The sequence below is a fragment of the Streptomyces sp. NPDC026500 genome, from assembly GCF_055567635.1.
The window spans coordinates 111,438-138,031 of record NZ_JBVHQB010000002.1 but is presented as its reverse complement, the minus strand read 5'-3'; the positions used below and the strand labels follow the sequence as shown (position 1 = coordinate 138,031).

Genomic DNA, 26,594 nt, shown 5'->3' with positions numbered 1-26,594 from the left:
GGATTGACAGTAACTACCTTTTGAGAGTTACTCTCATTTCATGGCGACTCCCACGCAAGACGACGACGCCGTTCGGCGCGATCCCCGCCGCTGGTGGGCCCTCGGGGCCCTGGTCGCGAGCATGCTCGTGCTCGGCTTCGACATGACGATCCTCAATGTGGCGCTGCCGACGATGGCCCGGGACCTCGGCGCGTCCACCGGTCAGCAGCAGTGGATGGCGGACGCGTACGTCGTCGTCTTCGCCTCGCTGATGCTCCCGGCGGGCCTGCTCGGCGACCGCTTCGGGCGGCGCCGGATGCTCATCACCGGCCTCGGCGTCTTCCTGGCCGGCTCTCTGGCCGGCTCCCTCGTCGACGACGTCACCTGGGTGATCGTGGCCCGCGCCCTGATGGGTGTCGGCGGCGCGCTGGTGATGCCGCTCGCGCTCGCCGTGCTGCCCTCGCTGTTCGGACCCGACGAGCGCACCAAGGCGGTCGGAGCCGTCTCCGCCGCCTCGGCGCTCGGCCTGCCGCTCGGCCCGATCATCGGCGGCTGGCTGCTGAACCACTTCTGGTGGGGCTCGGTCTTCCTGGTCAACGTACCGATGGCCGCCATCGGCATCACCGCCTGCGTCTTCCTGCTCCCCGAGACCCGAGACCCCGCCTCGCCCAAGGTCGACGCCGTCTCCACGGCGCTCACCGCGGTCGGCCTCAGCGTCCTTGTCTACGCCATCATCGAGGCCCCGGCCCGCGGCTGGGGCGACCCGCTCGTCCTCGGCTGCTTCGCCGCCGCCCTCGCCCTGATCGGACTGCTCGTCGTCCGCGAACGCCGCAGCCCCCGCCCGATGCTGGATCTCTCCCTGCTCGCCCAGCGCGGCTTCCTGCTCAACACGCTCGCCGCGACGCTCGTCATGTTCGTCCTGTCCGGCCTGATGTTCGTGCTGCCGCAGTACCTCCAGGCGGTGCTCGGCCACGACGCGCTCGCGACCGGGGTGCGGATGCTGCCGATGATGGGCGGACTGCTGATCGCCTCCCGGGGCGCGCAGCCGCTGGTCACCCGCTTCGGGGCGCGCGCGGTGATCAGCGCGGGTCTCGTCGTCCTCGCCTTCGCCGCGTTCCTCGGCAGTCGCACGACCGTCGACGACGGGTACGGCGCCACCGCCCTGTGGCTGTCCGTCGCCGGGCTCGGCTTCGGATTCGCCGTGGTCCCCGCGATGTCCACCGCCCTCGGCGCACTCCCCCGCGACCGGGCCGGCAGCGGCTCCGGGCTGCTGATGACGGTGCGCCAGGTGGGCAGCGCGATCGGTATCGCCCTGCTCGGCTCACTGCTGGCGAGCACGTACGCCGACCGCCTCGACAGCTCCGCGCTGCCGCGCGCCGCCGCGGCGGCCGCCGGCGACTCGTTGGTCGGCGCCCATGTGGTCGCGGGCCGGCTCAGCGACCCCGCGCTCGCCGCCTCCGCGAACGCCGCGTACATCCACGGCATGGACCTGGTCCTGCTCGTCAGCGGGGTCGCGGCGCTGGTCACCGCACTGCTGGCGGCGGCGCTGCTGCCGAGCCCGCACCAGCCCGCGCCGGTGCCGGAGGAGGACACCGCCATGGCCCCGGCCCCGGCGGATGCCGGACAATAGGAACCATGGCCGCCACCGCACAGAGTTCCACTCCCGCCGCGGAACCCCAGCCGGGGCTCCGCGAGCGGAAGAAGATGAAGACCCGCATCGCGATCCGCGAGGCGACGTACCGGCTGATCGAGGAGCAGGGGTACGACGCGACGACGATCGAGCAGATCGCGGAGGCGGCCGAGGTCTCCCCGTCCACGGTGTTCCGCTACTTCCCGACCAAGGAGGACATCGTCCTCACGGACGAGTACGACCCGCTCCTGGAGCAGGAACTGCGGGAGCGCCCCGTGGACGAGCCGTGGTTCGAGTCCCTGCGCCATGTGCTCAGGAAGGCCATCGGCATCGGCGCCGCCGAGAACCCCGAGATCACCCGGCTCCGCACGCGGCTGATGGTCGAGGTGCCCGCGGTGCGTTCCCGGATGATGGAGAGCATGTCCGTCACCGGGCGGCTGCTGAGCCGGGCCATCGGGGAGCGCTCCGGCCGGGACCCGGACAGCCTGGAGGTCCGGGTCTTCGCGATGTCGCTGATCGGCGGGCTGATGGAGACCTCCCTGTACTGGGCCGAGACCGGCCAGGGGGACGACCTTGCCGATCTCGTCGAACGCACCGTGAACGTCCTGGAGCACGGTCTGCCGCCGCGAAACCCGGAGGCCCGGGGCGCGCCCCGCATGACATCCTGACCGCGTGAACGGACCGGAGATCCACATCGAATTCGCCCCCGAACTGGGGCTGTTCGTCCCGCACGCCCGCCGCGCCGGAGTAACCCCCGTCGGCACCGACGGCTCCTCCACCCTCGGTCATGTCGTCGAGTCGCTCGGCGTCCCGCTGACAGAGGTCGGCGCCCTGGTCGTGGACGGGCGCGAGGTTCCCTTCTCGCACATTCCGGCGGCGGACGAGTCGGTGCGGGTCCGCGCGGTCGAACGCCCGCAGCGGGTCCCCGGCGCCCCACTGCGCTTCCTCCTCGACGTGCACCTCGGCACCCTCGCCCGCCGGATGCGCCTGCTCGGCGTCGACACGGCGTACGAGTCCACCGACATCGGCGACCCGGCTCTCGCCGCCCGTTCGGCGGCCGAGCGGCGGGTGCTGCTCAGCCGCGACCGCGGACTGCTGCGGCGCCGCGAGCTGTGGGCGGGCGGCTTCGTCTACAGCACCCAACCCGACGACCAACTCCGCGATGTCCTCGGCCGGTTCGCGCCGGAGCTGAAACCCTGGACGCTCTGCACCGCGTGCAACGGACTGCTCCGCAAGGCCACCAAGGAGCAGGTCGCGGACCAGCTGGAGAGCGGCACCGAGCGGTCGTACGACGTCTTCGCCCAGTGCGCGGAGTGCGGGCGCGCCTACTGGAAGGGCGCGCACCACGACCGGCTGGAGACCGTCGTGGAGCGCGCCCTGGCGGAGTTCGGGACCTGACGGGCCGGCGCCGGATACGTCCGGCGCTCGACCGGCCCCGTCACCGACCGGCCCCGTCACCGACCGGATCCTTCACCCGACCGGATCCGGTTCCAGGCCCTGATCCCCTAACGCTTGATCAGATCCTTTGCCCCGCAGGCCAGTCCGTCCCCGCTGGGGTCGAGTCCGAGGGGATCGTCCTTGCCGTTGATCCTGAGCCGCCCGTAGTCGTTCTTCTTCAGCCAGGCGCAGCGGGAGGCCGTCGTCTTCTTCACCCCGTCGGGGAAGACCGTCGGCACACAGACGTTGATCGTGCCGTAGTGGCGGTCGCAGCCGGAGATGGTGGTGGACACCTTCTGCGAGGTCCGCTTCTTGCCCGCCCCCGTGACGGTGCCCGCCGGGGAGTCGGCGAAGGAGTGGACGTGGGCCGAGGCGGTGTCCGTGGCGAGCGCGGACGGGCCCTGGAGATGCACCCACTTGGCCACCGAGGGAACGCCGTTGGCGTCGACCGCGAAGAGCATGTACCAGCCGGGCGGCGCCATATTGGGGTTGCTCGTCACATTGAGGTCGACGTTGTTGCCGTCCACGCTCAGCGGCAGGTCCACGAACCGCTGGTTGGGGTCGGACGAGTGCGTCACGGCGGCGGGCCGGATCAACTCCGCCTTGACGATGGGCCGGTCGACCGTGATGCGCTGCGTGTCCCCGTACACCCACTCGTTGTCGATCACCGAAGTGATCGTCGGGCGGGTTCCCTTGAGGAGGTACGGCGGGGTGTAGATGGACACGTCGTGGTTCCAGGTGCCGTTGCCCGGGTTGTCGCCGGTGGCCATTACCCGGCCGTCGGGCAGCAGGAACGCGGAGGAGTGGTACCCGCGGGCCTCCGGGTCGGCGGCCACTGGGTCGAAGGCCGAGGTCGCGGGGTCGAAGATCGACGCCTCGTAGACGGGATTGGCGCGGTTGTGCAGTCCGCCGCCCGTCTCCAGGACCTTGCCGTCGGGCAGCAGGACGGCGGATACGTACATCTTGCCCTGGGCGCCGGTCTCGGCCACCTTGCCGTTGCCGAGGTCCACCGTGCCCTGGGGGATCTGCGGGCCCACCGTGTAGGCCGGGTTGGCGGCCTTGAGGTCGATGATGTCGGTGAGCCGATTGGCGTCCGGGTTCGAGTCGATGTTGCCGCCGCCGATGGTCAGGACCTTCTGGTCCTGCGCGGGAGGCAGCAGCACGCTCGCGGACTGGTCGCGTTGGTCCTTGTTCTGCAGGCCCGAGACCGCGGTCGTGGTGTTGGCGTCGTAGTCGTAGATCGCCGATCCCGTCCCCGGGGTGCCGTTGCCGAAGACATGGCTGCCCGAGTAGAAGAGCCGGCCGTCCTGCATCAGGATCATCGACGGGTACAGACCCCAGAACGACCACGTCTGGTTGACCTGCCACAGCGGCAGCCACTGCTGCTGCGCGTTCGACCAGCGCTCGGCGGTCACCGAACCCGAGGAGTCCTCGCGCAGCCCGCCGAACGAGATGATGTCGCCGTTGCCCAGCTCGGTGGCGGACGGATACCAGTGGCCGTCGTTCAGGTCGTTCGTCCTGCTGTACGTCTCGGTGACCGGGTCGAAGATGTACGAGTCCTTGTATCCCTCGTACCCGTGCCCGCCCGCGACGGGGAACGCCTTGTTGCCGCTCATCACCAGCACCCGCCCGTCGGCGAGCTGGACGTGTCCGGAGCAGAACATGTCCTTGGGCGTGGGGATCACCTTGTACGAGCCGGTCGCCGGGTCGTACACCGCCGACGTGAACGTGCCCGCGTTGAAGTTCTCCTCGCTGTTCCCGGAGCCCGCGATCAAGAGCACCTTGCCGTTGTTGAGCACGACGGAGTGCATGGAACGGACCGGGTTCTGCGTGGGCAGGACCGTCCACTTCCCGTTCGCGCACTCCTCGGCCGTGCCTGTGCAGGTGGCCGGCGGAATGGGATCGGAGACCTGTTCCATCGTGTAGTCGTCGGTGGTCGCCGAACCCGTGCCGTACACGGAGACGCCCCAGGTGATGCGGTCGGTGCCCGCCGGGACGGCCGGGGTGCGCACCGTCGCCTGCGTCCAGGCCGCCGCCATGTCCAGGGTCTTGAGGTCGGTCCAGTACTGCCAGCCCGCCGTGGTGTCGTGCCGGAAGAGCGTGATCGCCGCGTCGGGCGTCGTCGTCTTGTAGTAGAGCCCGAGGTCGTACTGCTTGCCCGCGGTGACCACCGGCGCGCACGCGGTGGACTCGGTGATCAGCGCCTTGCGGTCACCGTCGACCCGGCGGGTCAGCGTGACCTTCATGGCCTTGGAGCCGGAATGGGCGTCGGTCACGGTCGCGAAGCTGAAGTCGTTGTCGCCCCAGCCGGACTTCTCCCAGCAGGACGGCATCCCGTCCGTTCCGGCGGTCTCGAAGCCGGGATTGGTGACGAGGTTGACGGCCGACGCGGGCTGCGGTGACACGAGCAGCAGCCCGGCGGCGAGGCCCGTCACGGCCAGCAGGGCGGTTCTCCGTCGTGGTCTCACCCGGAATTTCACACGGTTCTCCTTGCTGTACGGCTCCCACGCCCGCTCTCGCTGCTGCGGCGCGGCAGATAGACCAGCGCTTCGGTCCCGGCGAAGCGCAGGACGAAGGTCGTCACCAGGGCCAGTGCCGTGGCGGACAGCGCACCCATGCCGAACTGGTGGACGAAGAACGCGATCAGCGGGATGCGCAGCACCAGATCGGCGTTGGCGAGCAGCGCGAACCGGCCCGTCCGGTCCCACCGGTTGCGGTGCTTGCGGCGCTCGCGGAACAGCAGATGCTCGATGAGCAGGAAGTTCCAGGCCACGCCCAGCTGGTTGGCGAGGATCTCCGCCGGTACGTAGTGCAGTCCGGCGGCGGTGAGCGCGTACAGGCCGAGCAGGTTCGGCACGAAACCGGTGGCGCCGATCAGCCCGAAGACCACCATGCGGGCGACCGGCGAGGCGGTGCGCAGCCCGACGAGGTGGCGCAGGAACCTGAAGCCCTCCTGCGCGCTCGACTTGGACTCGCCCGCGAAGCGGTCCTGGAAGACGAAGGGCACCTCGGTGACCTGACGGGGCCGGCTGCGTACGGCGAGTTCGAGCAGGATCTTGTAGCCGAGGGGCTGCAGGACCTCGGCGGTGACCGCACTGCGGCGGATCGCGAAGAATCCGCTCATCGGGTCGCTGATGCCCCGCAGCTTGCGCGGGAAGAGCGTCTTGGTCAGCCAGGTCGCGCCGCGCGACACCGCGATCCGGTAGCCGCCCGCGAGTCCTTCCCGGCTGCCGCCCTTGATGTACCGGCTGGCGACCACGAGGCCCGCGTTCGCACGCTCACCCGAGGCGACCAACTCCGGTATCAGGGACGGCGGATGCTGGCAGTCCCCGTCCATGACGACGATCCACTGGGAGCTCGCCGCCTTCAGCCCCTCGACGACCGCGCCGCCGAGCCCGCCCTCGGGCACCTCGCGGTGCAGCACGGTCACCGGGAACGGGCAGTCCCGCGCGGCCTCGGAGATCACCTCGGGGGTGTCGTCCGTGGAGTCGTCCACGAAGACCACCTCGCAGGGCAGCCGCGCCGGCACGGACTCGGATATCTGGTGCAGCAACTCCCGTATGTTCGCCGACTCGTTGAAGGTCGGTACGACGATGGTGACGGCACCGGGCTCCGGGACCTCGGCGCCGCGTACCGCCGGATCACCCAGTTCGTCCGGGACGGTGCTCTCGAAGCTGCTCATCGACTGCCTCCGGAACGTGCCGTGTTGGTGGTGTCGTTGGTGTCGGCGGTGTCGTCGATCCGCCGGATCTCGATTCGGTCCTCGCCCGTGCCGAAGGTGGCGACGGCCGTGGAGTGCTCGATCGCGGCCTTCACGTTGGGCAGGTCGACCGCGTCGCGCCGTACCGTCGGGGACGCGACCACGTAGTCGAGGTCCTTCCAGCCGCGCGGCATCGTCTTGGTGACCGCGGGGTCGAGGTCGGCCTTGTAGAACCAGATGGCGCCGAGGCCCGGCCGGTAGCCGTCGTGCACGAGGTCGAGCCAGAGCGCGTCGTCGACCAGGACCCGGGTGTCCCGCGGGTCCCGCACCTCGGTCCTCAGCCAGGAAGAGGCCGCCCGGTAGGGGGCGTTGGCGTCGGCGGTCACGGCGGTGCGGTCACCGTCGTACCAGTGGGGCACGACATAGGCGCCGGCGGCCACCACCAGCACCGCGGCCAGCCCGCGCCGCCCCCATGTCAAGTACGTCCGCTCCTCGGCGGTCCGCCGTCTGCGCAGCACGGCGTGGGCGACGCTCGCGGTGCCTCCGGCGAGGACCAGGGCGAGGAAGGGGAGCGCCTGGATGACGTACATCGCGGGCAGATAGCCGTTCGGCCGCATGGCCACCAGGGCGAGGATCGCCACGGTGAGCGCGGGTCCGGCCAGGGCGCGCGCGGTCACCGACCAGCGGAGGGTGGCCAGGAGCAGCAGGGCGCCCGCGAGTCCGCCGAGCGGCAGGACCCGGTCGTAGTACAGCCAGGAGTGGAGCACCCCGTACGAGCCGGTGCCTCTCTCCAGGATGAAACCGGAGCCGGGTCGGCTCATCTGGTAGGTGATGCCCTCCCAGAGCGAGACATGTCCGCCGCCCGGGAACAACTCGCCCTTGAGCAGGGCGAAGAGCGGGTACGCGGTGCCGATCAGCACGCAGGCCGTGACGGCGCCGGTGATCGCGAACTTGCGGGTGTCGCGATGGCTGTGGCGCCACATGGTGATGAACAGCGCGGGCAGGACGACGAGCATCGTCTCCTTGGTCAGCACCGCGGTGGCGGCGGCGAGGCCCGCGCCGAAGTGGTGCCAGAGATGACGGCTCGGCGACGCGGCCAGGCAGAACGCGAGCAGCGTCCACATCACCGCGATGTTGTCGAGGAAGATCTCCCGCTGGAGCACGACCGAGAGCGGGGAGAGCCCGAACAGGACCATCGCGAGGCCGGCCGCCCACTGCGGCAGCGACAGCCGGCGCGCGAGGACGTACAGCAGGACCGCGCTCACCGCGCTGACCACGAGCATCGCGAAACGCATCGAGCCGACCGTCATCAGCGACGGGCTGATGTGCGCGGGAATCCAGGTCAGCACGGCTATCTGTATCCAGCCGAGCGGCGGATGGTCGTACCAGTACGTGTAGTGGGCCAGGCCCTTGCCCTGCTGGACGGCCCAGGCCTGGGCCAGGTAGGTGCCCTCGTCGTCGCTGAGGGTCGGGTAGGCGGCGATGTTCCAGCCCTGCACGACGAGGATCGCCGCGAGCAGCACCGCGCACAGGATCAGATCGGAGCGCGAGCCGCGAAAACGCCGGCCCGGCAGGGACGTAGGGACGATTTTGGGCGCACGAGGCCGCTGCGCGGGGACCGTTGGTGTGGTCGCCGCGGGAAGGGTGGAGGTCACGCAGGAACGTCCTCTCGGATCACGTCGGTGAGATGCGCGCCGACATGACTGGTCAACTCCCAGTCGTTGCGCCCCCGTTGTTCACGCCAGACGGCGCGCACGGCGGCACCCGCGAGCAGCACCTGATAGAAGGGACCGCCGACGACGAGCTTCAGGTAGTGCACGGGCCGAACGCGAAGCCCGTACTGCTTGCCGAAGTCGTGCAGTCCGACGATCTCGAAGACAAAGGTGACCAGGGCGGTCACGGCCGGCAGGAACGTGATGAAGGCGATCCCGACGGGCACGTCGAGGAAGAGCGCGACCGCCACGTTGAGCGGGATGATCACTCCGGAGATCGCCTGGAGATAGGGCGTCATCAGCGTGTAGCGGGCGAGCAACCGCTGTCCGAAGCCCGGCAGTTGCTTCCAGTCGCGCTTGCGGTAGACCTGCAGGAAGCCCTGGTTCCACCGGGTGCGCTGCTTGAGCAGCGACATCAGGGAGCCGGGCGTCTCCTCCTTGGTCACCATGTCGGAGTCGTACGCGACGACGACCTTCTTGCCGACACTGGACAGCCGGACGCCCAGATCGCAGTCCTCCGCGAGGCAGTTGGGATCCCAGCCGTCGGCCTCCCGCAGGACCTTCGTCCGTACGAAGACGGTGTTGCCGCCGAGCGGGATGAACCCCTTCTGCGCGTGCAGATGAAGGCGCGAGCGGAACCAGAAGAAGTACTCCAGGCAGTTGCGCAGGCTGTACCAGCTGGAGTTGAAGTTGATGAGCTGCACCCCGCCCTGGACGACGTCCGCCTCCGTCGTGCGGAACGCGTGGTCGACATGGGCGAGCAGCTCCGGATGGACCTGGTCCTCGGCGTCGAAGACCCCGACCACATCGCCGCGGCAGTGCGGCAGGGCCGTGTTCATGGCCTTCGGCTTGTTCTTCTTCTCGTGGTGGTCGACGACGACACGGACCCGCGGGTCGCGCGCCTCGGCACTCCGGGCCACCTCGGTGGTCTCCGGGTCGTCGTGCCCCACGATGACGATGATCTCGAAGTCGGCGTGGCTGGATTCCAGCAGCCGCTGGATGGTGTGGTCGAGCACGGCCTGTTCGTGCCGCGCGGGCAGCAGCAGCGAGAAGGACAGGCTCTCACCCCCGTCCGGACTGCTGAACCGGGTGGAGGCGAGCACTTCGGGCGTACGCCACGCGTGCATCTGCCACCACAGAGTGAAGGCCGCCATCCAGAAGAGCGCCAGAGAAACGGCAGCGATAAAGACAGACGTGAGCAACAGATCCCCCCAGATCCCCAAATACCCCCAGTCGCGACAGCGTGTCACTGCCGTCGCGTCACCGGGCTGAGACTATGGGCGATCTGTGAAGCGCACAGGTTCTTCCGGTGAAGAGCGTGTTTCATCACACTCGGTCGACTTGCTGAACAATCCGCTCTCTAGGGGCGTTTGGACCGGTTGGTCATCACGCGTTTCGGCCGTTCAGAGCCGTGCGCAGTCGGTCGGGATCGGTCGTCGGGACGTCGCACGCGAAGTTACGGCAGACATACGCGGCCGGGTTGCCGTCCACCAGGGAGCGACCGGAAAGCAGCGGCAGCTCGTCACTCTCCGGCGTTCCCACCGCCACGACGGCGCCCGGCGCGGTGCCCAGAAGTGCCGCGCGCCGCAAGGCCGTTGTGGCCGGATCGCTTCCCTCCCCCACCACCGCGACCTCCCGGGGACCGTCGAGCAGCGCCTCGGCCACCGCGAGCCCCCACCCGATGAAACGGGGCGCCCGCGGCCCGAGCGCCTTCACCACGCCCAACGCCCGCTCGGCGGCGGTGCGATGGGGCTCCGCGCCGGTCTGCGCGGTATACGACAGCAGCGCTCCGGCCGCCGCGCTCCACCCCGAGGGCGTGGCGTTGTCGGTGGGGTCCTGCGGGCGCCGGATCAACCGCTCGGCATCGGCCGCCGTGTCGTACAGGGCACCCGACCCGTCGTCCGTGAACTGCGCCAGGACGTGGTCGAGCAGGAACCCGGCGAACTCCAGCCAGACCCCTTCCCCGGTCACGGACGTCAGCGCGAGGAAGCCCTCGGCGACGTCCGCGTAGTCCTCCAACACCCCGGCGTGGGCGCCGACCCGGCCGTCCTTGCTGGTACGGGCCAGCCGCGCCCGGTCGTCCATGTGCAGCCGTACGAGGAGGTCGGCGGCGCCGATCGCGGCCTCCACCAGATCGGGGCGGTCGAAATAGGCGCCGGTCTCCGCGAGGGCGGCCACCGCGAGCCCGTTCCAGGCGGCGACCACCTTGTCGTCGCGCCCGGGGGCCGGCCGCTCGGCCCGCGCCGCGAGGAGCCGCTCCCGCACGGAGGCGAGCTTCTCGGCGTCGAAGACACCTTCCTGCTGCGGGAGTTGCAGTACGGACGCCCCCTCCTCGAAGGTGCCCTCCTCGGTGACCCCGAAGTACTGGGCGGCGAGTTCGGCGTCCGCGTCCCCGAGCACCTCACGCAGCTGCTCGGGCGTCCACACGTAGTAGGCGCCCTCGACGTGCCTGCCGGTGCCGTCGTCGCTGTCGGCGTCGAGCGCGGAGGCGAACCCGCCCTCGTTCGTGCGGAGTTCGCGCACCAGGAAGTCCGCCGTCTCCAGAGCGACCCGCCGGGCGAGCTCGGACCCGGTGGAACGCCAGAGATGTGCGTAGACCCGGCAGAGCAGGGCGTTGTCGTAGAGCATTTTTTCGAAGTGCGGGATCACCCACTCGCGGTCGACGGAGTACCGGGCGAATCCGCCGCCGAGCTGGTCGTAGAGGCCACCGCGCGCCATCCGCTCGCAGGTGTCGACGGCCATCTGGAGGGCGCCCTCGGAGCCGGTCCGCGCGTGGTGGCGCAGCAGGAACTCGATCACCATGGACGGCGGGAACTTGGGCGCCCCGCCGAATCCCCCGCGCGCCGCGTCGTAGTCCCGGGTGAGTCCGAGCAGCGCGGCGGCCAGCTCCTCCTCGCCCGGCACCTGGCTGTCCCCGAAGGTCAGCTCCCGCTCGGCGAGATCCCGCGTGATCTTCCCCGCGACCTCGGCGACCTCGTCCCGCCGGTCGGTCCAGGCGACGGCCACACCCTCCAGCACCTGCCGGAAGGACGCCATGCCGTGGCGGGGCTCGGGCGGGAAGTAGGTGCCGAAGTAGAAGGGCTCGGCGTCCGGCGTGAGGAACACGGTCATCGGCCAGCCGCCCTGCCCGGTCGCCGCCTGCACCGCCTCCATGTAGACGGCGTCGACGTCGGGCCGTTCCTCGCGGTCGACCTTGATGCTGACGAAGTGGTCGTTCAGATACGCGGCTGTCGCGTCGTCCTCGAAGGATTCGTGGGCCATGACATGACACCAGTGACAGCTGCTGTACCCGACGCTCAGCAGAACGGGTCGGTTGCTTCTGCGTGCCTCGTCGAAGGCCTCGGCCGACCACGGCCACCAGTCGACGGGGTTGTCGGCGTGCTGGAGCAGATACGGGGACGTCTCATGGGCCAGTCGGTTCACCCTGCCACTCTCCCACGGTGTCCGGGACGGCGTAGAAGCGCAGGTGCACCGGGCGTGCCCCTGCGGGGGCATCTTCACGAGGGTGGCCGTACCGGTCGAGGAGCGCCCGGTATTCGCGTACGAAGTCCAGGAGTTCGTCCCTGGTCATCCAGTTGCCGGCGCGCTGGACCTGAGCCCACCCCTCGGGACCCGCGTACTCCTTGTGCGCCCGCAGGTACAGCCCGGTGTCCATCTCGATCTTCAGGCGCGCCAGGCCCTCGGCGGCGGCGCGCTCCTCGTGCGTCATCGTGGCCGGATCGGGCGTGGTGTGACGGAACGGCAGCGCCCGCCACCAGCGTTCGCGGCCGCCCGACTTCTCCGGGATCTCCTCGATGAGGTGCTGGTCCGCCAGCTTGCGCAGGTGGTAGCTGGTCGTGCCGGAACTCTCGCCGAGCTCCTTGGCGAGCACGGTCGAGTTCGCCTCGCCGTGCCGGCCGAGGTAGTCGAGGATGCGGCGGCGCAGCGGGTTGCCGAGGGACTTGTACAGGGCGGTGCGTTCGAGACTGGTCAGCTCGGGGTCGGGCATACGACAACGGTATCCCCCGGCCCGCCTTCTCCGCAGAATAAATTCTGCAGAATTTTCTTTGCAGAATTTCCTCTGCGGCTCTATCGTGGAGGCATGCGGACGAATCGTGCTGTCATGCGAAGCAACTGGGCTCTCGTGCTGCTCGGCGTCACCGCCGTGGCGCTCGTGCCATGGATGGTGCTCCTCGTGCGTACGCTCCCGGCGAGCGCCGAGGTGCGGAACTGGCAGGTGGCCTGGGTGGGACTCGACGTGCTGATGGCCGCCGGCTGCGCGGCCACCGCCGTGCTGGGGCTGCGCGGAGTTCAGCACGCGCGGCTGACCGCTTCGGCGACGGCCGCGGTCGCGGTGCTCGACGCCTGGTTCGACATAACCACCGCGCAGCCGGGCGCCCCTCTCGTCCAGGCCCTGGCCTGCGCGGTGGCGGAGGCGGCGCTCGCCTGCGCATGTGTCTTCTTCGCCCTCTCCAAGGAGCGTGTCCCGCGCAAGGAACACCCCAGGTCCTGTGCCCTTGAAAAGGCGGGCTCCACGGCAGCCGGCGGTAGTGGTCCGCGGGATTGATCGACGGCCCTCTCGCGCTCGCGTCCTCCCCGAAGGACACTCATAGGCCAAGGAGTTGCTGCCGGAGGGGGACGTGACATGCGGGACAGCCATCGGGCGGAGGCCGAGCGGCTGTTGGTCCGGGCCGTCGAGGAGGAGGTACGCCGCTCCGGAGGGCGCGTGGACGGGAGCGCGCTGCTGTCGCGGGCGCGGGCCGCGCTCGACGCGATGGCGGAGACCGCGGCCGAGGAGTACACGGCGTACACACGGGCGCTGGACGAGTCGGAAGCGGGCCGGCAGACCTTCGGGCAGCGGTTCGCGCGTGAGGGATCCGGAACCGCCCTGCTCGTGGCGGCCGTTGGTGCGCTCACGGCCGTCGTCGCCGACCTGGCCCTCGGCACCGGCGCGGGCACGGCCGTCGGCAGCGGAGCGGCGGTGGCCGTGGCGGGCGCGGCGGCGACCGTCCTCAAGGTGACGGCCTCACACGTGCCGGCCGCGAGCCGCCGGGCCGGAGCCCTGGGGCAGCCCGGGGGCCCCGAGCAGTTGCGCCTCCAGTGGCTGACGGCCCTGGAGGTGCGGGGCGTCCGCCCGTTCCTCGACCAGCAGCGCGTGCTCAACGCTTCCACCGGCGCCAAGAAGGGTGCGCCCCAGTTACGGCGCACCGACAAGAGCGCGGCTGCCCGCCGGCGCAGTGTGCTCGAGCAGTCCTTCGGACAACTTCCGGAGCGAGAAGGCCCGTTCACCGGGCGCCGGACCGAACTGTCGCGGGTCGCGCAGTGGGTGCACGCGGCCCGGGCGAGCACGGAGACGAGACCGACGGTCGTGGTACTGCACGGCGCGCCCGGCTCCGGCCGCAGCACGCTCGCGGTCCGGGCGGCGCACGCCCTCAGGGACCAGTTCCGCGGCGCGTGCGTGGTCGACCTGCGGGGCGACAGCCCGGACGACCCGCCGCTCACCACCCGCGACGCGCTGCTGCACCTGCTGAACCGGCTCGGCGCCCCGCGCGAACAGCTCCTCTTCCGCGAGCGCTCCTCGCAGGATCAGCAGGTCAGACGTCTGAGCGAGCTGTACCACCAGCATCTGACGGGACTGCCCGTGACGATCGTGCTGGACGACGCGAGCGACGCCGAACAGGTGCGCACGCTGGTCCCCGAGCGCTCGGACAGCCTGGTCCTGGTCACCGCGCGCAAGCCCCTCGACCTGCCCGCCGACCTCCCCGCCTGGGTGCACCAGCTCCCCGTCGAGGCGCTGGACGCGGCGGGCTCCGAGGAGCTGCTGGCCGCCGCGGCCGAGGACGTGTCCGGTCCGTACGACGCCGAATCCATCGACCGGATAAGGGAGTTGTGCGGGGGCCTGCCGCTGGCCCTGCGTGTCGCCGGCTCCTCGCTGGGCCCGCGCACCCCGCGCGGACTCGCCACCGACCTCGCGGCCTACGGCCCCGTGGAACCCGTCGAGCGGGTGCTGTGGCTGCGCTACACGGACCAGTCGGACATGGCGCGCCGGCTGCTGCGCCGGCTCGCCCTGGCCGGTCGCGCCTCCCTGGGCGCGGCAGCGGCGGCATCCCTCCTCGCGACGGACGAACCCGAGGCCGTCCGTCATCTGACCGCCCTCTCCCGGGCGGGCTTGATCGACCATGTGCGCGGCAGCCGCTATCGCCTGCACGATCTCGTGCGGGCCTTCGCCGCGGCCCGTCTCCTCGACGAGGAGGAGCCCTCGGAGCGCACGGCGGCGCAGGAGCGCCTGATCGTGAACTACGCGGAGCTCGCCGACTCGGTGATCCGCCTGGTGGACGGCAAGACGTCGACGCGCGCCGACCAGTTCGGGCCGCACGGCTTCACCTCCCTGGACGCCGCGCTGCGCTGGCTGGACGACGAGTCGAGCTTCATCACGGCGGCCCTGCGGCACGCGGAGGGGGTGAACCAGGCGGCGGTGCTCAACCTGCTGGGCGCCCTGTGCGACTACTGCCTGCTGCGCGGCGACCTCTACCGGCTGGGCGAGATCAGCGAGCTGACCCAGGCTGTCGACCAGGGGCTCCTCGTCCGCTCGGTCCAGTGGCGCACCGGTATCGCGGCCCGCCAGCTGGGTGAGCTGGACAAGGCGCGGACGACCCTGGCGGCGGTGGTGGACCTCTATTTCGAGGCCCATCACGACGCGGGGGCGGCCAGGGCGCTGTGTTCCCTCGGCATCACGCTGCACCACCAGGGCAACCTCATCGAGGCGGCGGCCAAGCTCCAGGAGGCCATGGATCTCCAGGCCTCACCCGAGCTGGCGGCCGACCGCGCCTGGACGATGCACGCGCTGGCGGCGGTGGAGCGCGACAGATCCCGGCTCGCGCAGGCCCTCGACCTCCTCACCGAGGCCCTGGTCCTGCATCGCGAGAGCGGCTCGGTGCACGGCGAGGCCTGGGCCCACTTCCAGCTCGGCCAGCTGGGCCTGCGCATGGGCGACGTGCCGCGCGCCGAGCGCGAACTGCGCGAGGCGCTCGACCTGTACGGGCGTACGCGCGACGCCCGCGGCGAGGCCTGGGCACTCACTCAGCTGGCCCGCGCCAGGCTCGTCGAGGGCGACCCGTCCTCCGCGGTCGACGGGCTGCGCCAGGCGGCCTCCCGGCACCGCGAGAACGAGGACGCGCGCGGCGAGGCCTGGACGGTCTACTACCTGGGCCAGGCCCTGGAGGAGACCGGCAACCTGAACCAGGCGGTGCGCGAGCTGGAGCGCTCCCGGACGATGTTCTCCCGTATGCGGGACGTCTACGGCCTGGCCTGCGCCCGCCACCACTCGGCCCGCGTGACCCGCGACCAGCGCGCCGCGCAGACGGGCTCGCTGCGGAACTCGGGCTTCGCCCGCCAGCTCCTCGTCGACGCCCGCGCGGACTTCCAGCGCATCGGGGTGGCACACGGCGAGGCGTGGACCTGCCTGGAGCTCGCCGTCGTCGACGCGGGCAACGCCCGCACCCAGCAGGCATTGTCCCTGTGCGACGAGGCCGTCGGCCTGTTCGCCTCGTACGGCGACCATCGCGGAGAGGACTGGGCACGCTTCCTGCGCTGCACCCTGCTCCCGTACGCGGCCCCGGGCGGCCACGAGGTGGGCGCCGCGGTGGCGGTGGAGGAACTGCGGCAACTCTCGCGCGCCGGCCACTCCACCCGCGACGGCAGGCTCGACGACTTCATCGAGGCGTATCAGCTGCTGCTGGAGCGGGGAGTGGACCTGGACGCCGGCTGGCAGGCCTGGCGCCTGGGCATGGTGCCGGGACGGCACGCCCGCGATGTGATGGGCGTGACCGTGGTGACGTGAGGGGTGGCGAGGCGCTCCCGCGGGGGCCGGTGCTCCCGCAGGGGCCGGTGCTCCCGCGGGGGCGGGCTCAGCCCTTCGCGGGAGCGGCCTTCCCGCCGGAGCCGGTGCCGGTGCCGGTGCCCGTGCCGGACGTCGCCGTACCGGAGGCGGACCGTTCCGCGCCGCCGGAGCCCGCCGCCTTGTTCTGGGGGTCCTGCTCGAAGGTGACCTTGCCCATGTGGCGGTTCATGGACTTCATCAGGCCCCAGACGGCCAGGGCCATCGCCGCGAAGACGATGAAGCCGAGGACGCCGGGGGTGACCTTGTTCTGGTCGACCTCCTTGGCGAGGGGGACGAGGTGCGTCAGTGCCAGGCTTGCGCTCATGTCAGGCATTGTCGCGGATGCCCGCAAAGAGGTCGTCCTCGGGGAGGGATGTATCGACGAGGGACTTCGCGAGCTCGTACTCCTCGGTCGGCCAGACGTCCCGCTGGATGTCCATGGGGACCTTGAACCAGCCGCCGTCGGGGTCGATCTGCGTGGCGTGCGCGATCAGCGCCTTGTCACGGATCTCGAAGAAGTCCGCGCACGGAACGTGCGTGGTCAGCGTGCGCTCGGTGCGCTCGAACTCGCTCCAGCGCTTCAGCCAGTCCCCGTACGGCGACTCCATGCCCCGGTCCAGGAGCGCGTGGTGCAGCGCCTCGGTGCGCGGGCGGTTGAAGCCCTGGTTGTAGTAGAGCTTCCGCGGCTGGAACGCCGGTCCGAACTCGGACTCCGGGTACTTCTCGGTGTCCGTCGCGCCCTCGAACGCCACCATCGAGATCTTGTGGGTCATGATGTGGTCGGGGTGCGGGTAGCCACCGTTCTCGTCGTACGTGGTGATCACCTGCGGGCGGAACGAGCGGATCTGCTTGACCAGCTCGCCGGCCGCCTTGTCGATGTCCTCCAGGGCGAAACAGCCCTCGGGGAGCGGGGGCAGCGGGTCACCCTCGGGCAGGCCCGAGTCGACGAAGCCGAGCCATTCCTGCTTGACGCCGAGGATCTCGCGGGCCTCGTCCATCTCCTTCTTGCGTACCTCGTGGATGTGCTCCTCGATGTACTTGTCGCCCTGAAGCTTGGGATTGAGGATGGAGCCGCGCTCCCCGCCCGTGCAGGTCACGACCAGCACGTCCACCCCCTCGGACACGTACTTCGCCATGGTGGCCGCGCCCTTGCTCGACTCGTCGTCGGGGTGGGCGTGAACGGCCATCAGTCGCAGCTGGTCAGTCAAGACTCAATCCTCGGTCAGTCGGCTGTCGCCTGAGTAGGTCGGCTGTCGGCGCCCGGCGTGAATCAGCGCTTTGGGCGGCTTCTATAGTGACGGAATCGGGGGGCGAATAATTCCGGGGTCCGTCTCACGGACCCCAGCCGAGAGGACGATCATGAGTACGGCGAGCACGCAGCTGCCCGAGGGCCGGTACGGCCGCTCCGCGGACGAGCGTGCCGACCGGAAGCTCAAGATCATCGGGAGCGTCCTGGGTGTCGCCCTGATCGGTCTGGTCGGCTGGTTCGGCTACGACTACATCGCCGGGACCAAGATCAGCGCCCAGGTGATCACCTTCAAGGCGGTCTCGGACAGCGCGGTCGAGGTGCACCTGGAGGTGCACAAGGACTCGGGCACGAACGGCTACTGCACGTTGCGTTCGCAGAGCGCCGACGGCATCGAGGTGGGCCGCGCCGACTTCCGCTTCGACCAGGACTCCTCCCGCCTCGACAAGGTGGTTACCCTGCGTACGACGGCCCGGGGCTCCACGGCGGAACTCCTCGGCTGTCACACGGGCTGAGCGGCATCGCCGACCCGGACCCGACGGCATCGGCACGGCGGGCATCACTCTCAGCAAGCGTCGGCTGACCTGCGTTGATGTAATTCTGATGTCTTATGTCCTCCCCTCAGAGCCGCTGAATTGTTAGGCTCGTGGTTTCGCCCACCCGTGAGAGAACATGCTTCTGGGTAGGGCGATGCTTTGTATCCCAGTACCTACGAGGAGCACCTGTGACCCAGACCAGCGAGAACGTCACCTGGCTGACCCAGGAGGCGTACAACCAGCTCAGGGCCGAGCTGGAGTACCTGTCTGGTCCTGCGCGCACGGAGATCGCCGGCAAGATCGCCGCCGCGCGTGAGGAGGGCGACCTGCGCGAGAACGGCGGGTACCACGCGGCCAAGGAAGAGCAGGGCAAGCAGGAGCTCCGAGTGCGCCAGCTGACCCAGCTCCTGGAGAACGCCAAGGTCGGCGAGGCTCCCGCGGCGGACGGCGTGGTCGCACCGGGCATGGTCGTCACCATCGCCTTCGACGGCGACGAGGACGACACCCTGGACTTCCTGCTCGGCTCGCGCGAGTACGCGAGCGCCGCCATCGAGACGTACTCGCCGCAGTCCCCGCTGGGCTCCGGTGTGAACGGCAAGAAGGTCGGCGAGGACGCCCAGTACGAGCTGCCGAACGGCAAGCTCGCCTCGGTGAAGATCCTCAAGGCCGTGCCGTACCAGGGCTGAGCCCAGGACCAGCGACGACGATGCCCCCGGCCGCATGCCGGGGGCATTGTCATATCCGCGTCGACCTCTGCTTCGACGTCCGGGCCGATGTCCAGGCCGACGTCCGGGCCGATGTCCGGGCCGATGTCTACGTCGACGTCCCGGGCGTCCGCGTCACGCCGTCGCCGAGCGGTACTTGCGGACCGCGAGCGTCCGGAAGATCAGCACGATCAGGACGGAGTAGATCGCCGAGGCCCAGACCGGGTGCTGCATGGGCCAGGCGTCGGACGTCGACACCCCGGGGTTGGCGAACAGGACGCGGCAGGCCTGCACGGTGGCGCTGAACGGGTTCCAGTCCGCGACATCCTGCAGCCAGGGGGTCATGTTGCTGGTGTCCACGAACGCGTTCGAGATGAACGTGACCGGGAAGAGCCAGATCAGTCCGCCGGAGGTGGCCGCCTCGGGCGTCCGCACGGACAGGCCGATGAGCGCGCCGATCCAGGTGAACGCGTACCCCAGCAGGAGCAGCAGCCCGAAGGCCCCGAGGACACGGAACGCGTCGGTGCTGCCGTTCGAGCCGACCCGCCAGCCGACCATCAGGGCGACGATCGCGAGAACCAGCAGGGTCAGCGCGGTCTGTACGAGGTCGGCCAGGGTGCGGCCGGTGAGCACCGCGCCGCGCGCCATGGGCAGCGACCGGAAGCGGTCGATGAGGCCCTTGTGCATGTCGTCGGCGATGCCCGCGCCGGCGCCCGCGGTGGCGAACGTGACGGTCTGGGCGAAGATCCCGGCCATCAGGAAGTTGGTGTAGTCGGTGGCGCTGGTGCTGCCGCCGATCTTCATGGACCCGCCGAAGACGTAGGTGAACAGCACCACGAACATGATCGGCTGGATGAGTCCGAAGATGACCATCTCCGGAATCCGGGACATCCTGATCAGGTTCCGCTTGGCGATGACCAGGGAATCCCGGATGGACTGGACGACCGGGTTCGCGGGTGCCGTGACCTGCACGGCGTCGCTGACGGCGCTCACTTCGCGGCCTCCTTCTTGCTCTTGTCGGTCCGGGGTTCCTTGCCCTTGCCGGCCCGGGCGTCCGCCGACGCGCCGTTCTCCTCGGCCTTCGCCTCGGCCACGTGGCCGGTGAGCGAGAGGAAGACGTCGTCGAGGGTGGGGCGGCGCAGGCCGATGTCGTCGATCTCGATGCCGCGGGAGTCCAGCTCGCGGATCACCTCCGCGAGGAGCTTCGCGCCGCCGGTGACGGGCACGGTGAGCTTGCGGGTGTGCTCCTCGACCGTGGTGTCGCCCTTGCCGAAACCGCGCAGCACCTCGGAGGCGGTCTCCATGTGTTCCCGCTCGTGCACGACGACCTCGACGCGCTCGCCGCCGGTCTGCGCCTTGAGCTCGTCGGCGGTGCCGCGGGCGATGACGCGGCCGTGGTCGACCACGCAGATGTCGTGCGCGAGGTGGTCGGCCTCTTCGAGGTACTGGGTGGTCAGCAGCAGCGTCGTACCGCCGGAGACCAGCTGCTTGATGACGTCCCACAGCTGCTGGCGGTTGCGCGGGTCGAGGCCGGTCGTCGGCTCGTCCATGAACATCACCGGGGGCGACACGACCAGGGCCGCCGCCAGGTCGAGGCGGCGGCGCATACCGCCCGAGTACGTCTTCGCGGTGCGGTCGGCGGCATCCGCGAGGTGGAACTGCTCCAGGAGCTCGGCCGCGCGGACCTTCGCGGCCTTCGCCTTCATCTGGTAGAGCTGGCCGACCATCTGGAGGTTCTCGCGGCCGGTCAGGTACTCGTCGACCGCCGCGAACTGTCCGGAGAGGCCGACCCTGCGCCGTACCGCGTCGGGGTCCTTGACCACGTCGATGCCGGCGACGACGGCCCTGCCGCTGTCGGGGCGCAGCAGGGTCGTCAGACAGCGGACCGCGGTCGTCTTGCCCGCGCCGTTCGGCCCGAGCAGGCCGAGCACGGTGCCTTCCGGAACATCGAGGTCGACGCCGTCCAGAGCCCTTACGTCACCGAAGGTCTTCACCAGGCCTTCGGCGTAGATGGCGCCTGGCATGAGAGTTCTCCACGTCGTTGGGGATTTTTCGGATATCCATGCAATTCGAACATTTGCGCGATGAGAATGTCTTTCCGGCTCGACCCCGCCCGGGTGCCGACCCAGGCGCACACCATAACGCGATGTATCGCGTCTCTCAATGGATTTTCCCCGAGAGTGACGACCGGACTCCACGGGTGGCTCCGACCTCAGTCGATGACCGTGTAACCCGCCTCGCGCAGCGCCAGATTCACCTCGGCGCAGTGGTCGTGCCCCTTCGTCTCCAGGTGCAGCTCGACCTCCACCTCCGTGAGCCCGAGCCGTGGATCGGTCCGTACGTGGCTCACGTCCAGGACGTTAGCGTCCGCCACTGACAACACCCCGAGAAGCGTCGCCAGGGCGCCGGGCCGGTCCGTGAGCCGCAGCGTGACCGCCAGATAGCGGCCGCCCGCCGCCATACCGTGGCGCAGGATGCGCTGCATCAACAGCGGATCCACGTTCCCGCCCGACAGCAGAGCCACCACCGGGCCCTCGAAGGACCCGGGCGCGCGCAGCAGGGCCGCGACGGAGCTCGCGCCGGCCGGTTCGACGACGAGTTTGGCGCGCTCCAGGCACAGCAGCAGTGCACTGGACAGGTTGTTCTCGGAGACCGTACGGACCTCGTCGACCAGCTCCTCGACGAGGCGGAACGGCACGTCGCCGGGCCGGCCGACCTTGATGCCGTCGGCCATCGTGGCCGGGTTCTGGATCGACACCGGCCGTCCGGCAGCCAGTGAGGGCGGGTACGCCGCCGCGCCTTCCGCCTGCACCCCGATGATCCGTACGTCCGGGCGCAGCGACTTCACCGCGAGAGCCACGCCCGCCGCCAGCCCGCCGCCGCCGATCCCCAGAACGATCGTGCGTACCTCGGGGCACTGCTCCAGGATCTCCAGGCCGACCGTGCCCTGGCCCGCGATGATGTCGGGGTGGTCGAAGGGGTGGATGAACACGGCGCCCGTCTTCTGCGCGTACTCCTGCGCGGCGGCCAGGGTCTCGTCGACCACCTGCCCATGCAGTCTCACCTCGGCGCCGTAGTCACGGGTGGCCGCGACCTTCGGCAGCGGTGCGCCGGTCGGCATGAACACGGTGGACCGCACGCCGAGCAGCGAGGACGCGAGCGCGACTCCCTGCGCGTGGTTGCCGGCGCTCGCGGCGACGACACCCGCGGCGCGCTCCTCGGGAAGCAGGCCCGCGATCCGCACGTACGCACCGCGCAGCTTGAACGAGCCCGTCCGCTGGAGGTTCTCGCACTTGAACTGCACGGGTGCGCCCACCAGCTGGGACAGGTACCTGCTGCCCTCCATCGCGGTCACCCGCGCCACACCCGTGAGCATCTTCTGCGCGCCGCGTACGTCGTCGAGAGTCACACTGGGAAAGGAGTCAGCCGTGCCGTAGCTCATGACCACCAGTCTCGCAGTTCACGCGGGCGCACTCCCGTCGTGACCACGCTCCGAGACCGTGTTTGCGCAGCCCCGGTACGGCCCGCGCCCCGGCCGCGTACCCTGTCCCCCAACCCCGCTCCCCACGCATGAATTGAGCCCCCGGCCATGCCCACAACACCAGAAATGTCGATGGACATGACGACCGTCGGTGACACCGGTCTTCTCGAAGCCCTGCAGCACGAGGTCGCGGTCTTCGCGCGCCGTGCGGAACAGACCCGGCTCGGCGGGGTGGGGCAGGTGCGCAACTCCATGGACCGTGCCGCGTACCTGCTGCTCAACCGTCTCGACAAGGAAGGGCCGATGGGCGTCAAGGCGCTCGCGGCGAGCATGGGGATCGACTCCTCGACGGTCACCCGGCAGGTCGCCCCGCTGGTCGACACCGGGCTCGTCAAGCGCACCTCGCACCCCGAGGACGGACGCGCCGTGGTGCTCCAGTTGTCCCCGCGCGGCCAGTCCAGGCTCGACGAAGTACGCACTTCCCGGCGTCAGTTGATGGCCGAGCTGACACACGAATGGGCGCCGGAGGAGCGCGAGGTGTTCTGCGCGCTCCTCACACGCTTCAACAGCGCGCTCTCCGCCCGCCAGGCGGCCCAGGGCATGCCGGTGTCGGAGTCCGAGCCGACCTCTTGAACTGCGCGGAGACGGTGCTGCGTGCCCGGTGTCCCGGGGCCTTCGCACCCCTCCACGCGCGCGTGCATGTGGGCCGAACTCTTGACCGGAAGGCGGCACCTGGCCTCATATGAGACCGGGTCCTCGTCGCACACGGTGCGGCGGGTCGCACGCGACCGCGGGCCCTTCCTCAGGGTCGCCCTCAGGCGGGAGGCATGGTGCGAGAACGGCGTGCGTCCCAAGGCGACCGTCGGGCACGGGAGTTCGAGGCGTTCGTGGCGGGCGCGGCAGGGCGGCTGCTGCACACCGCCACGCTGCTCACCGCGGAGCCCCGGGACGCCAACCCCCGCGCGCGGCGGCTGCTGACGCTTGCCCTCGCCCATACGTACGCCTCCTGGGACCGGCTGCACGGCGAGGACCCCTACGACAGCGCCCGCCGGGAACTGGCCGCACGTTTCCAGCGCACCGCCTGGCACCAGTACGGGAGCTTCGGGCGGCACCGCCCCTCCGCGGACAACGTCCTGGCCCGGCTCACGCCCCAGGAACGGCTGATCCTCGTCCTCAGGCTGTACGAGGGGGTCGCCGAGGAGCAGGCGGCGGCCCTGCTCGGGCTCCCCACAGAACGTGTACGGGCGATCTGCGCCCGCGCCATGGCGACCCTGCTGCACCCGCCCCGCGGCCCGGCGCCGACCAGGGTGGAGGTGGCCCCGTCATGAATCTGCCGGAGCGCGAGGCGGCCGTACGACGGATGATGGAGCAGTCACCGCCCCCGGTGCCACCCGACCTGTACGGCGAGGTCGTACGCCGCGGAGGGCGCATGCTGCGCCGCAGGACGGCGGCCAGGCGACTGCTGTGGCTGGTGCTGCTCACCGCGGCCGTCGTCTTCGTCGTCTGGGCGACGATGGCCCGGCCGTGGGTGGAGCCGCCATCGGAGACGACCCCACCACTGACAGGCTGGTGACCGGCCCCCACCACTGACGGGCTGGGTGACCAGCCCCCATCGCTGACAGGCTGGTGACCGGTCTCCGCCACTGACGGGCTGGTGACCGGCCTCCACCACCGACGGGCGGTGACCGCCGGCCGGCCGGAGGCTTCCGCTTGACCGCCGGCCTGCGAAACCGTGTCCAACCGTGGTCCTCCGGAGGGACGACCGCTCCCGCTCGGACCGGCGAGCGCCGGCCGTGCCCTCCGGCCCGGACGACGCTCTCCCTAGCCCAGGGCCTGCTGAAGGTCCTCGAGCAGGTCGTCGATGTTCTCGATGCCCACGGAGATGCGGACGAGGTCGGCGGGGACCTCCAGCGCCGAACCGGCGGCCGAGGCGTGCGTCATGCGTCCCGGGTGCTCGATCAGGGACTCCACCCCGCCCAGTGACTCACCGAGCGTGAACACCTTCGCGCGGTTGCAGACCTCGACGGCCGCCTCCTCGCCGCCTTCGACCTGGAAGGAGACCATGCCGCCGAACGCCCTCATCTGCTTGGCGGCGATCTCGTGACCGGGGTGCTCCGGAAGGCCCGGGTACAGAACGCGCGTCACGCGCGCGTGCCGGGTGAGCATCTCGGCGACCCGGCCCGCGTTCTCACTGTGCCGGTCCATGCGCACGGAGAGTGTCTTGGTGCCGCGCAGGACCAGCCAGGAGTCGAAGGGCCCGGCGACCGCGCCCATCGCGTTCTGGTGGTACGCGAGCTCCTCGCCGAGTTCCTGGTCACCGGTGATCAGGGCGCCGCCCACGACGTCCGAGTGGCCGCCCATGTACTTGGTCAGGGAGTGCACGACGACGTCCGCGCCGAGCGCGAGCGGCTGCTGGAGGTAGGGCGTCGCGAAGGTGTTGTCGACGACGAGCCGGGCACCCGCCTCGCGCGCGATCTGCGCGACCACGGCGATGTCCGTGATGCCGAGGAGGGGGTTGGAGGGCGTCTCGACCCAGATCGCCTTGGTCTTCGGGGTGAGGGCGGCGCGTACCGAGCCGGGGTCGCTGGTGTCGGCCACCGACCACTCGACGCCCCACCGGGAGACGACCTTCGCGAAGAGCCGGAAGGTGCCCCCGTACGCGTCGTTGGGGATCACCACGTGGTCGCCGGGGCTCAGCAGCGTACGCAACAGGCAGTCCTCGGCCGCCAGTCCCGACGCGAACGCGAGGCCGCGGCGACCGCCCTCCAGGGCGGCGAGGTTCTCCTCCAGGGCGGTCCTGGTGGGGTTGGCGCTGCGGCTGTACTCGTAACCGCCGCGCAGGCCGCCGACGCCGTCCTGTTTGTAGGTCGAGACCTGGTAGATCGGCGGGACGACCGCTCCGGTGAGGGGATCGGCCGTGTTGCCCGCGTGGATCGCGAGCGTCTCGAAATGCTGACTGATGTGCCTGTCGCTCATGAGTCCCGAGCGTAGTGCTCCCCCGGCGTTCATGACGGCGTACGCCCCCGCGGGGACTGCAGGGACCGGAGACGGAACCCGTGAGGGGACCGGGTTGGCCAATTGTCGGACCCGTCTGGTTCGCTTGAGGCATGGAGATTCTGTGGGTCCTGATGGCGCTGGCCATGTTCAGCCTGGTGCTGCTGCCGGTGCTGCGGCGCAGGCGCACCGGTGTGCAGCTGGTCTCGCCCGGCGACCCGGACGCCGCCGACCCGGCGAACTACGGGTTCCTGCGGCAGGAGGAGCTGGACATCCGCATGCCGGGCCCGGACGCGGATCTGCTGAACGTCCTGGACGTGGTGCAGCGGACCCAGGACTACCGCGCGGCCTCGCAGCTGCTGTCCGGCACGGAGACCGAGGGCGAGACCCGCTGGCAGCGGGTGCAGGCCTTCGCTGGCGCCGCGTCGCTGGAGCTTCAGCAGCGCCCCGGCGGGGTCAGCGAGACACCCGGCGGGCAGTGGCTGCGGGTGTGGCGCGCCGAGGCCCCCAAGGACGCGGGCGGCGCGGCGGTGCACGCCGAGTTCCTGGTGCAGCAGGCATGGCGGACGTCGACGCCGGGGACCGACGACTTCCGGATCATCATGGAGGAGGCTCGGTCCGCGTGCGGCGATGCGGCGCTGCTGTCCCCCGGTGACCCGGTCCCGTACATCATCGAGCTGTCGGTGGCCCGTGGACTCGCCTACTCCCAGCCGGAGTTCGAGAAGCTCTGGATGAAGATCCTGGACCGCGCGCCCTCCCACATGGGCGCGCATCTGGCGGCCCTGCACTACTGGTGCGAGAAGTGGCACGGCTCGCGGGAGACGGCGTACTCCTTCGCGGAGGCCGCGGCGGCACGCGCGCCGCAGGGCTCCCTCCTCGCGGCGATGCCGCTCTTCGCGGTCTTCGAGCACCTCCCCGAGGTGAACCTGGTCCGTAGCTTCTACCAGAGCGAGGTCGTGACCAAGGCCGTCCACGGCGCGCTGTACGCGGTCCACGCGGCCCGCCCCGACGACCCGATGCTCGCCCACGTCCGCCATCTGCTGATCCTCTTCCTGGTCCGCGGCGAGCGCTGGTCCGAGGCCATGGACCAACTGGTGCACGTCGACGGCCACGTCGGTGCCCTGCCCTGGACCCTGACTCCCGACCCAGCCGCGGACTACGCGATATACCGCGCCCTGGCGGTGGCGGGATACGAGGCGAACGGCGGAAGCCCGGCGACGCTGTCGCACTGACGGCGGCGCGCGAGGCGAGGGCGACACGACGCCGGGCTTCCTAGCCAAAAAAACTCGGTTGCCCAGCCCCGCCCTTGCGGGCTAA

Annotated in this window: 23 protein-coding genes; 11 read left to right on the top strand and 12 right to left on the bottom strand. The window is 70.4% G+C overall.

The genetic code is table 11. The features are described from left to right. The first annotated feature begins 40 nt into the window (after positions 1–40). From ACZ4N5_RS03705 to ACZ4N5_RS03695, 3 genes are read left to right on the top strand one after another with little or no spacing between them, the layout of a single operon-like run. Positions 41–1,609: an MFS transporter gene (locus ACZ4N5_RS03705; protein WP_467755503.1), complete on the top strand. Its 1,569-nt coding sequence runs from the start codon at positions 41–43 to the stop codon at positions 1,607–1,609. Between the two features lie 5 nt (positions 1,610–1,614). Further along, complete coding sequence (locus tag ACZ4N5_RS03700) at positions 1,615–2,277, top strand: TetR/AcrR family transcriptional regulator (RefSeq protein WP_467755502.1); 663 nt, start codon at positions 1,615–1,617, stop codon at positions 2,275–2,277. A gap of 4 nt (positions 2,278–2,281) precedes the next feature. Further along, complete coding sequence (locus tag ACZ4N5_RS03695) at positions 2,282–3,007, top strand: Mut7-C RNAse domain-containing protein (protein WP_467755501.1); 726 nt, start codon at positions 2,282–2,284, stop codon at positions 3,005–3,007. 107 nt (positions 3,008–3,114) lie between these two features. On the opposite strand, the gene ACZ4N5_RS03690 is transcribed toward ACZ4N5_RS03695, so the two are convergent. The 6 genes from ACZ4N5_RS03690 to ACZ4N5_RS03665 form a co-directional block, all read right to left on the bottom strand. Then, complete coding sequence (locus ACZ4N5_RS03690) at positions 3,115–5,379, bottom strand: galactose oxidase-like domain-containing protein (RefSeq protein ID WP_467755869.1); 2,265 nt, start codon at positions 5,377–5,379, stop codon at positions 3,115–3,117. Between the two features lie 143 nt (positions 5,380–5,522). Further along, complete coding sequence (locus ACZ4N5_RS03685) at positions 5,523–6,728, bottom strand: glycosyltransferase (protein ID WP_467755500.1); 1,206 nt, start codon at positions 6,726–6,728, stop codon at positions 5,523–5,525. Continuing rightward, positions 6,725–8,401: an ArnT family glycosyltransferase gene (locus tag ACZ4N5_RS03680; RefSeq protein WP_467755499.1), complete on the bottom strand. Its 1,677-nt coding sequence runs from the start codon at positions 8,399–8,401 to the stop codon at positions 6,725–6,727. Before ACZ4N5_RS03680 ends, ACZ4N5_RS03685 begins: the two co-directional genes overlap by 4 nt. Then, complete coding sequence (locus ACZ4N5_RS03675) at positions 8,398–9,660, bottom strand: glycosyltransferase (protein WP_467755498.1); 1,263 nt, start codon at positions 9,658–9,660, stop codon at positions 8,398–8,400. Before ACZ4N5_RS03675 ends, ACZ4N5_RS03680 begins: the two co-directional genes overlap by 4 nt. Before the next feature lie 184 nt (positions 9,661–9,844). Continuing rightward, positions 9,845–11,881 carry a thioredoxin domain-containing protein gene (locus ACZ4N5_RS03670; protein WP_467755497.1) on the bottom strand — a complete coding sequence of 679 codons (2,037 nt, stop codon included), beginning with the start codon at positions 11,879–11,881 and terminating at the stop codon, positions 9,845–9,847. After that, complete coding sequence (locus ACZ4N5_RS03665; RefSeq protein ID WP_467755496.1) at positions 11,862–12,446, bottom strand: ArsR/SmtB family transcription factor; 585 nt, start codon at positions 12,444–12,446, stop codon at positions 11,862–11,864. The genes ACZ4N5_RS03670 and ACZ4N5_RS03665 overlap by 20 nt, the downstream gene beginning before the upstream one ends. A gap of 114 nt (positions 12,447–12,560) precedes the next feature. Between ACZ4N5_RS03665 and ACZ4N5_RS03660 the strand changes: the two genes are divergently transcribed. After that, positions 12,561–13,004 carry a hypothetical protein gene (locus ACZ4N5_RS03660; protein WP_467755495.1) on the top strand — a complete coding sequence of 148 codons (444 nt, stop codon included), beginning with the start codon at positions 12,561–12,563 and terminating at the stop codon, positions 13,002–13,004. Between the two features lie 78 nt (positions 13,005–13,082). Continuing rightward, a complete protein-coding gene (locus ACZ4N5_RS03655; protein WP_467755494.1) occupies positions 13,083–16,277 on the top strand; it encodes a tetratricopeptide repeat protein in 3,195 nt (1,064 codons plus the stop codon). A gap of 67 nt (positions 16,278–16,344) precedes the next feature. On the opposite strand, the gene ACZ4N5_RS03650 is transcribed toward ACZ4N5_RS03655, so the two are convergent. Beyond that, positions 16,345–16,641 (bottom strand): hypothetical protein, encoded by a 297-nt coding sequence (locus tag ACZ4N5_RS03650; RefSeq protein ID WP_467755493.1) that lies wholly within the window; start codon positions 16,639–16,641, stop codon positions 16,345–16,347. Position 16,642: 1 nt separating this feature from the next. Further along, positions 16,643–17,524, bottom strand: a complete 882-nt coding sequence (gene mca, locus ACZ4N5_RS03645; RefSeq protein ID WP_467755492.1) for a mycothiol conjugate amidase Mca — start codon at positions 17,522–17,524, stop codon at positions 16,643–16,645. Positions 17,525–17,675: 151 nt separating this feature from the next. Between mca and ACZ4N5_RS03640 the strand changes: the two genes are divergently transcribed. Both ACZ4N5_RS03640 and greA read left to right on the top strand, forming a co-directional pair. After that, positions 17,676–18,077, top strand: coding sequence for a DUF4307 domain-containing protein (locus tag ACZ4N5_RS03640; protein ID WP_467755491.1), 402 nt, complete (start codon positions 17,676–17,678; stop codon positions 18,075–18,077). 209 nt (positions 18,078–18,286) lie between these two features. Further along, positions 18,287–18,784 (top strand): transcription elongation factor GreA, encoded by a 498-nt coding sequence (gene greA, locus ACZ4N5_RS03635; RefSeq protein WP_467755490.1) that lies wholly within the window; start codon positions 18,287–18,289, stop codon positions 18,782–18,784. A gap of 153 nt (positions 18,785–18,937) precedes the next feature. On the opposite strand, the gene ACZ4N5_RS03630 is transcribed toward greA, so the two are convergent. The 3 genes from ACZ4N5_RS03630 to ilvA form a co-directional block, all read right to left on the bottom strand. Then, a complete protein-coding gene (locus ACZ4N5_RS03630) occupies positions 18,938–19,795 on the bottom strand; it encodes an ABC transporter permease (RefSeq protein WP_467755489.1) in 858 nt (285 codons plus the stop codon). Further along, positions 19,792–20,826 (bottom strand): ATP-binding cassette domain-containing protein, encoded by a 1,035-nt coding sequence (locus tag ACZ4N5_RS03625; RefSeq protein WP_467755488.1) that lies wholly within the window; start codon positions 20,824–20,826, stop codon positions 19,792–19,794. Before ACZ4N5_RS03625 ends, ACZ4N5_RS03630 begins: the two co-directional genes overlap by 4 nt. A gap of 188 nt (positions 20,827–21,014) precedes the next feature. Then, entirely contained in the window at positions 21,015–22,244 is a 1,230-nt protein-coding gene (gene ilvA, locus ACZ4N5_RS03620) for a threonine ammonia-lyase (RefSeq protein ID WP_467755487.1), read from the bottom strand. A 165-nt stretch (positions 22,245–22,409) separates the two neighbouring features. Here ilvA and ACZ4N5_RS03615 point away from each other — a divergent pair, with 165 nt between their 5' ends. The 3 genes from ACZ4N5_RS03615 (at position 22,410) to ACZ4N5_RS03605 (ending at position 23,856) form a co-directional block, all read left to right on the top strand. Continuing rightward, positions 22,410–22,916, top strand: coding sequence for a MarR family winged helix-turn-helix transcriptional regulator (locus ACZ4N5_RS03615; RefSeq protein WP_467755486.1), 507 nt, complete (start codon positions 22,410–22,412; stop codon positions 22,914–22,916). 197 nt (positions 22,917–23,113) lie between these two features. Further along, positions 23,114–23,611, top strand: a complete 498-nt coding sequence (locus ACZ4N5_RS03610; RefSeq protein WP_467755868.1) for a sigma factor-like helix-turn-helix DNA-binding protein — start codon at positions 23,114–23,116, stop codon at positions 23,609–23,611. Continuing rightward, the gene (locus tag ACZ4N5_RS03605; protein WP_467755485.1) at positions 23,608–23,856 is read left to right on the top strand and encodes a hypothetical protein; all 249 of its coding nucleotides are present in this window, start codon (positions 23,608–23,610) and stop codon (positions 23,854–23,856) included. The genes ACZ4N5_RS03610 and ACZ4N5_RS03605 overlap by 4 nt, the downstream gene beginning before the upstream one ends. Positions 23,857–24,104: 248 nt before the next feature. Here the strand turns inward: ACZ4N5_RS03605 and ACZ4N5_RS03600 are convergent, their stop codons facing one another. After that, positions 24,105–25,259: a cystathionine gamma-synthase gene (locus ACZ4N5_RS03600; protein WP_467755484.1), complete on the bottom strand. Its 1,155-nt coding sequence runs from the start codon at positions 25,257–25,259 to the stop codon at positions 24,105–24,107. A 131-nt stretch (positions 25,260–25,390) separates the two neighbouring features. On the opposite strand from ACZ4N5_RS03600, the gene ACZ4N5_RS03595 reads away from it, so the two are divergent. Beyond that, entirely contained in the window at positions 25,391–26,509 is a 1,119-nt protein-coding gene (locus ACZ4N5_RS03595; RefSeq protein ID WP_467755483.1) for a hypothetical protein, read from the top strand. Positions 26,510–26,594 lie beyond the last annotated feature (85 nt).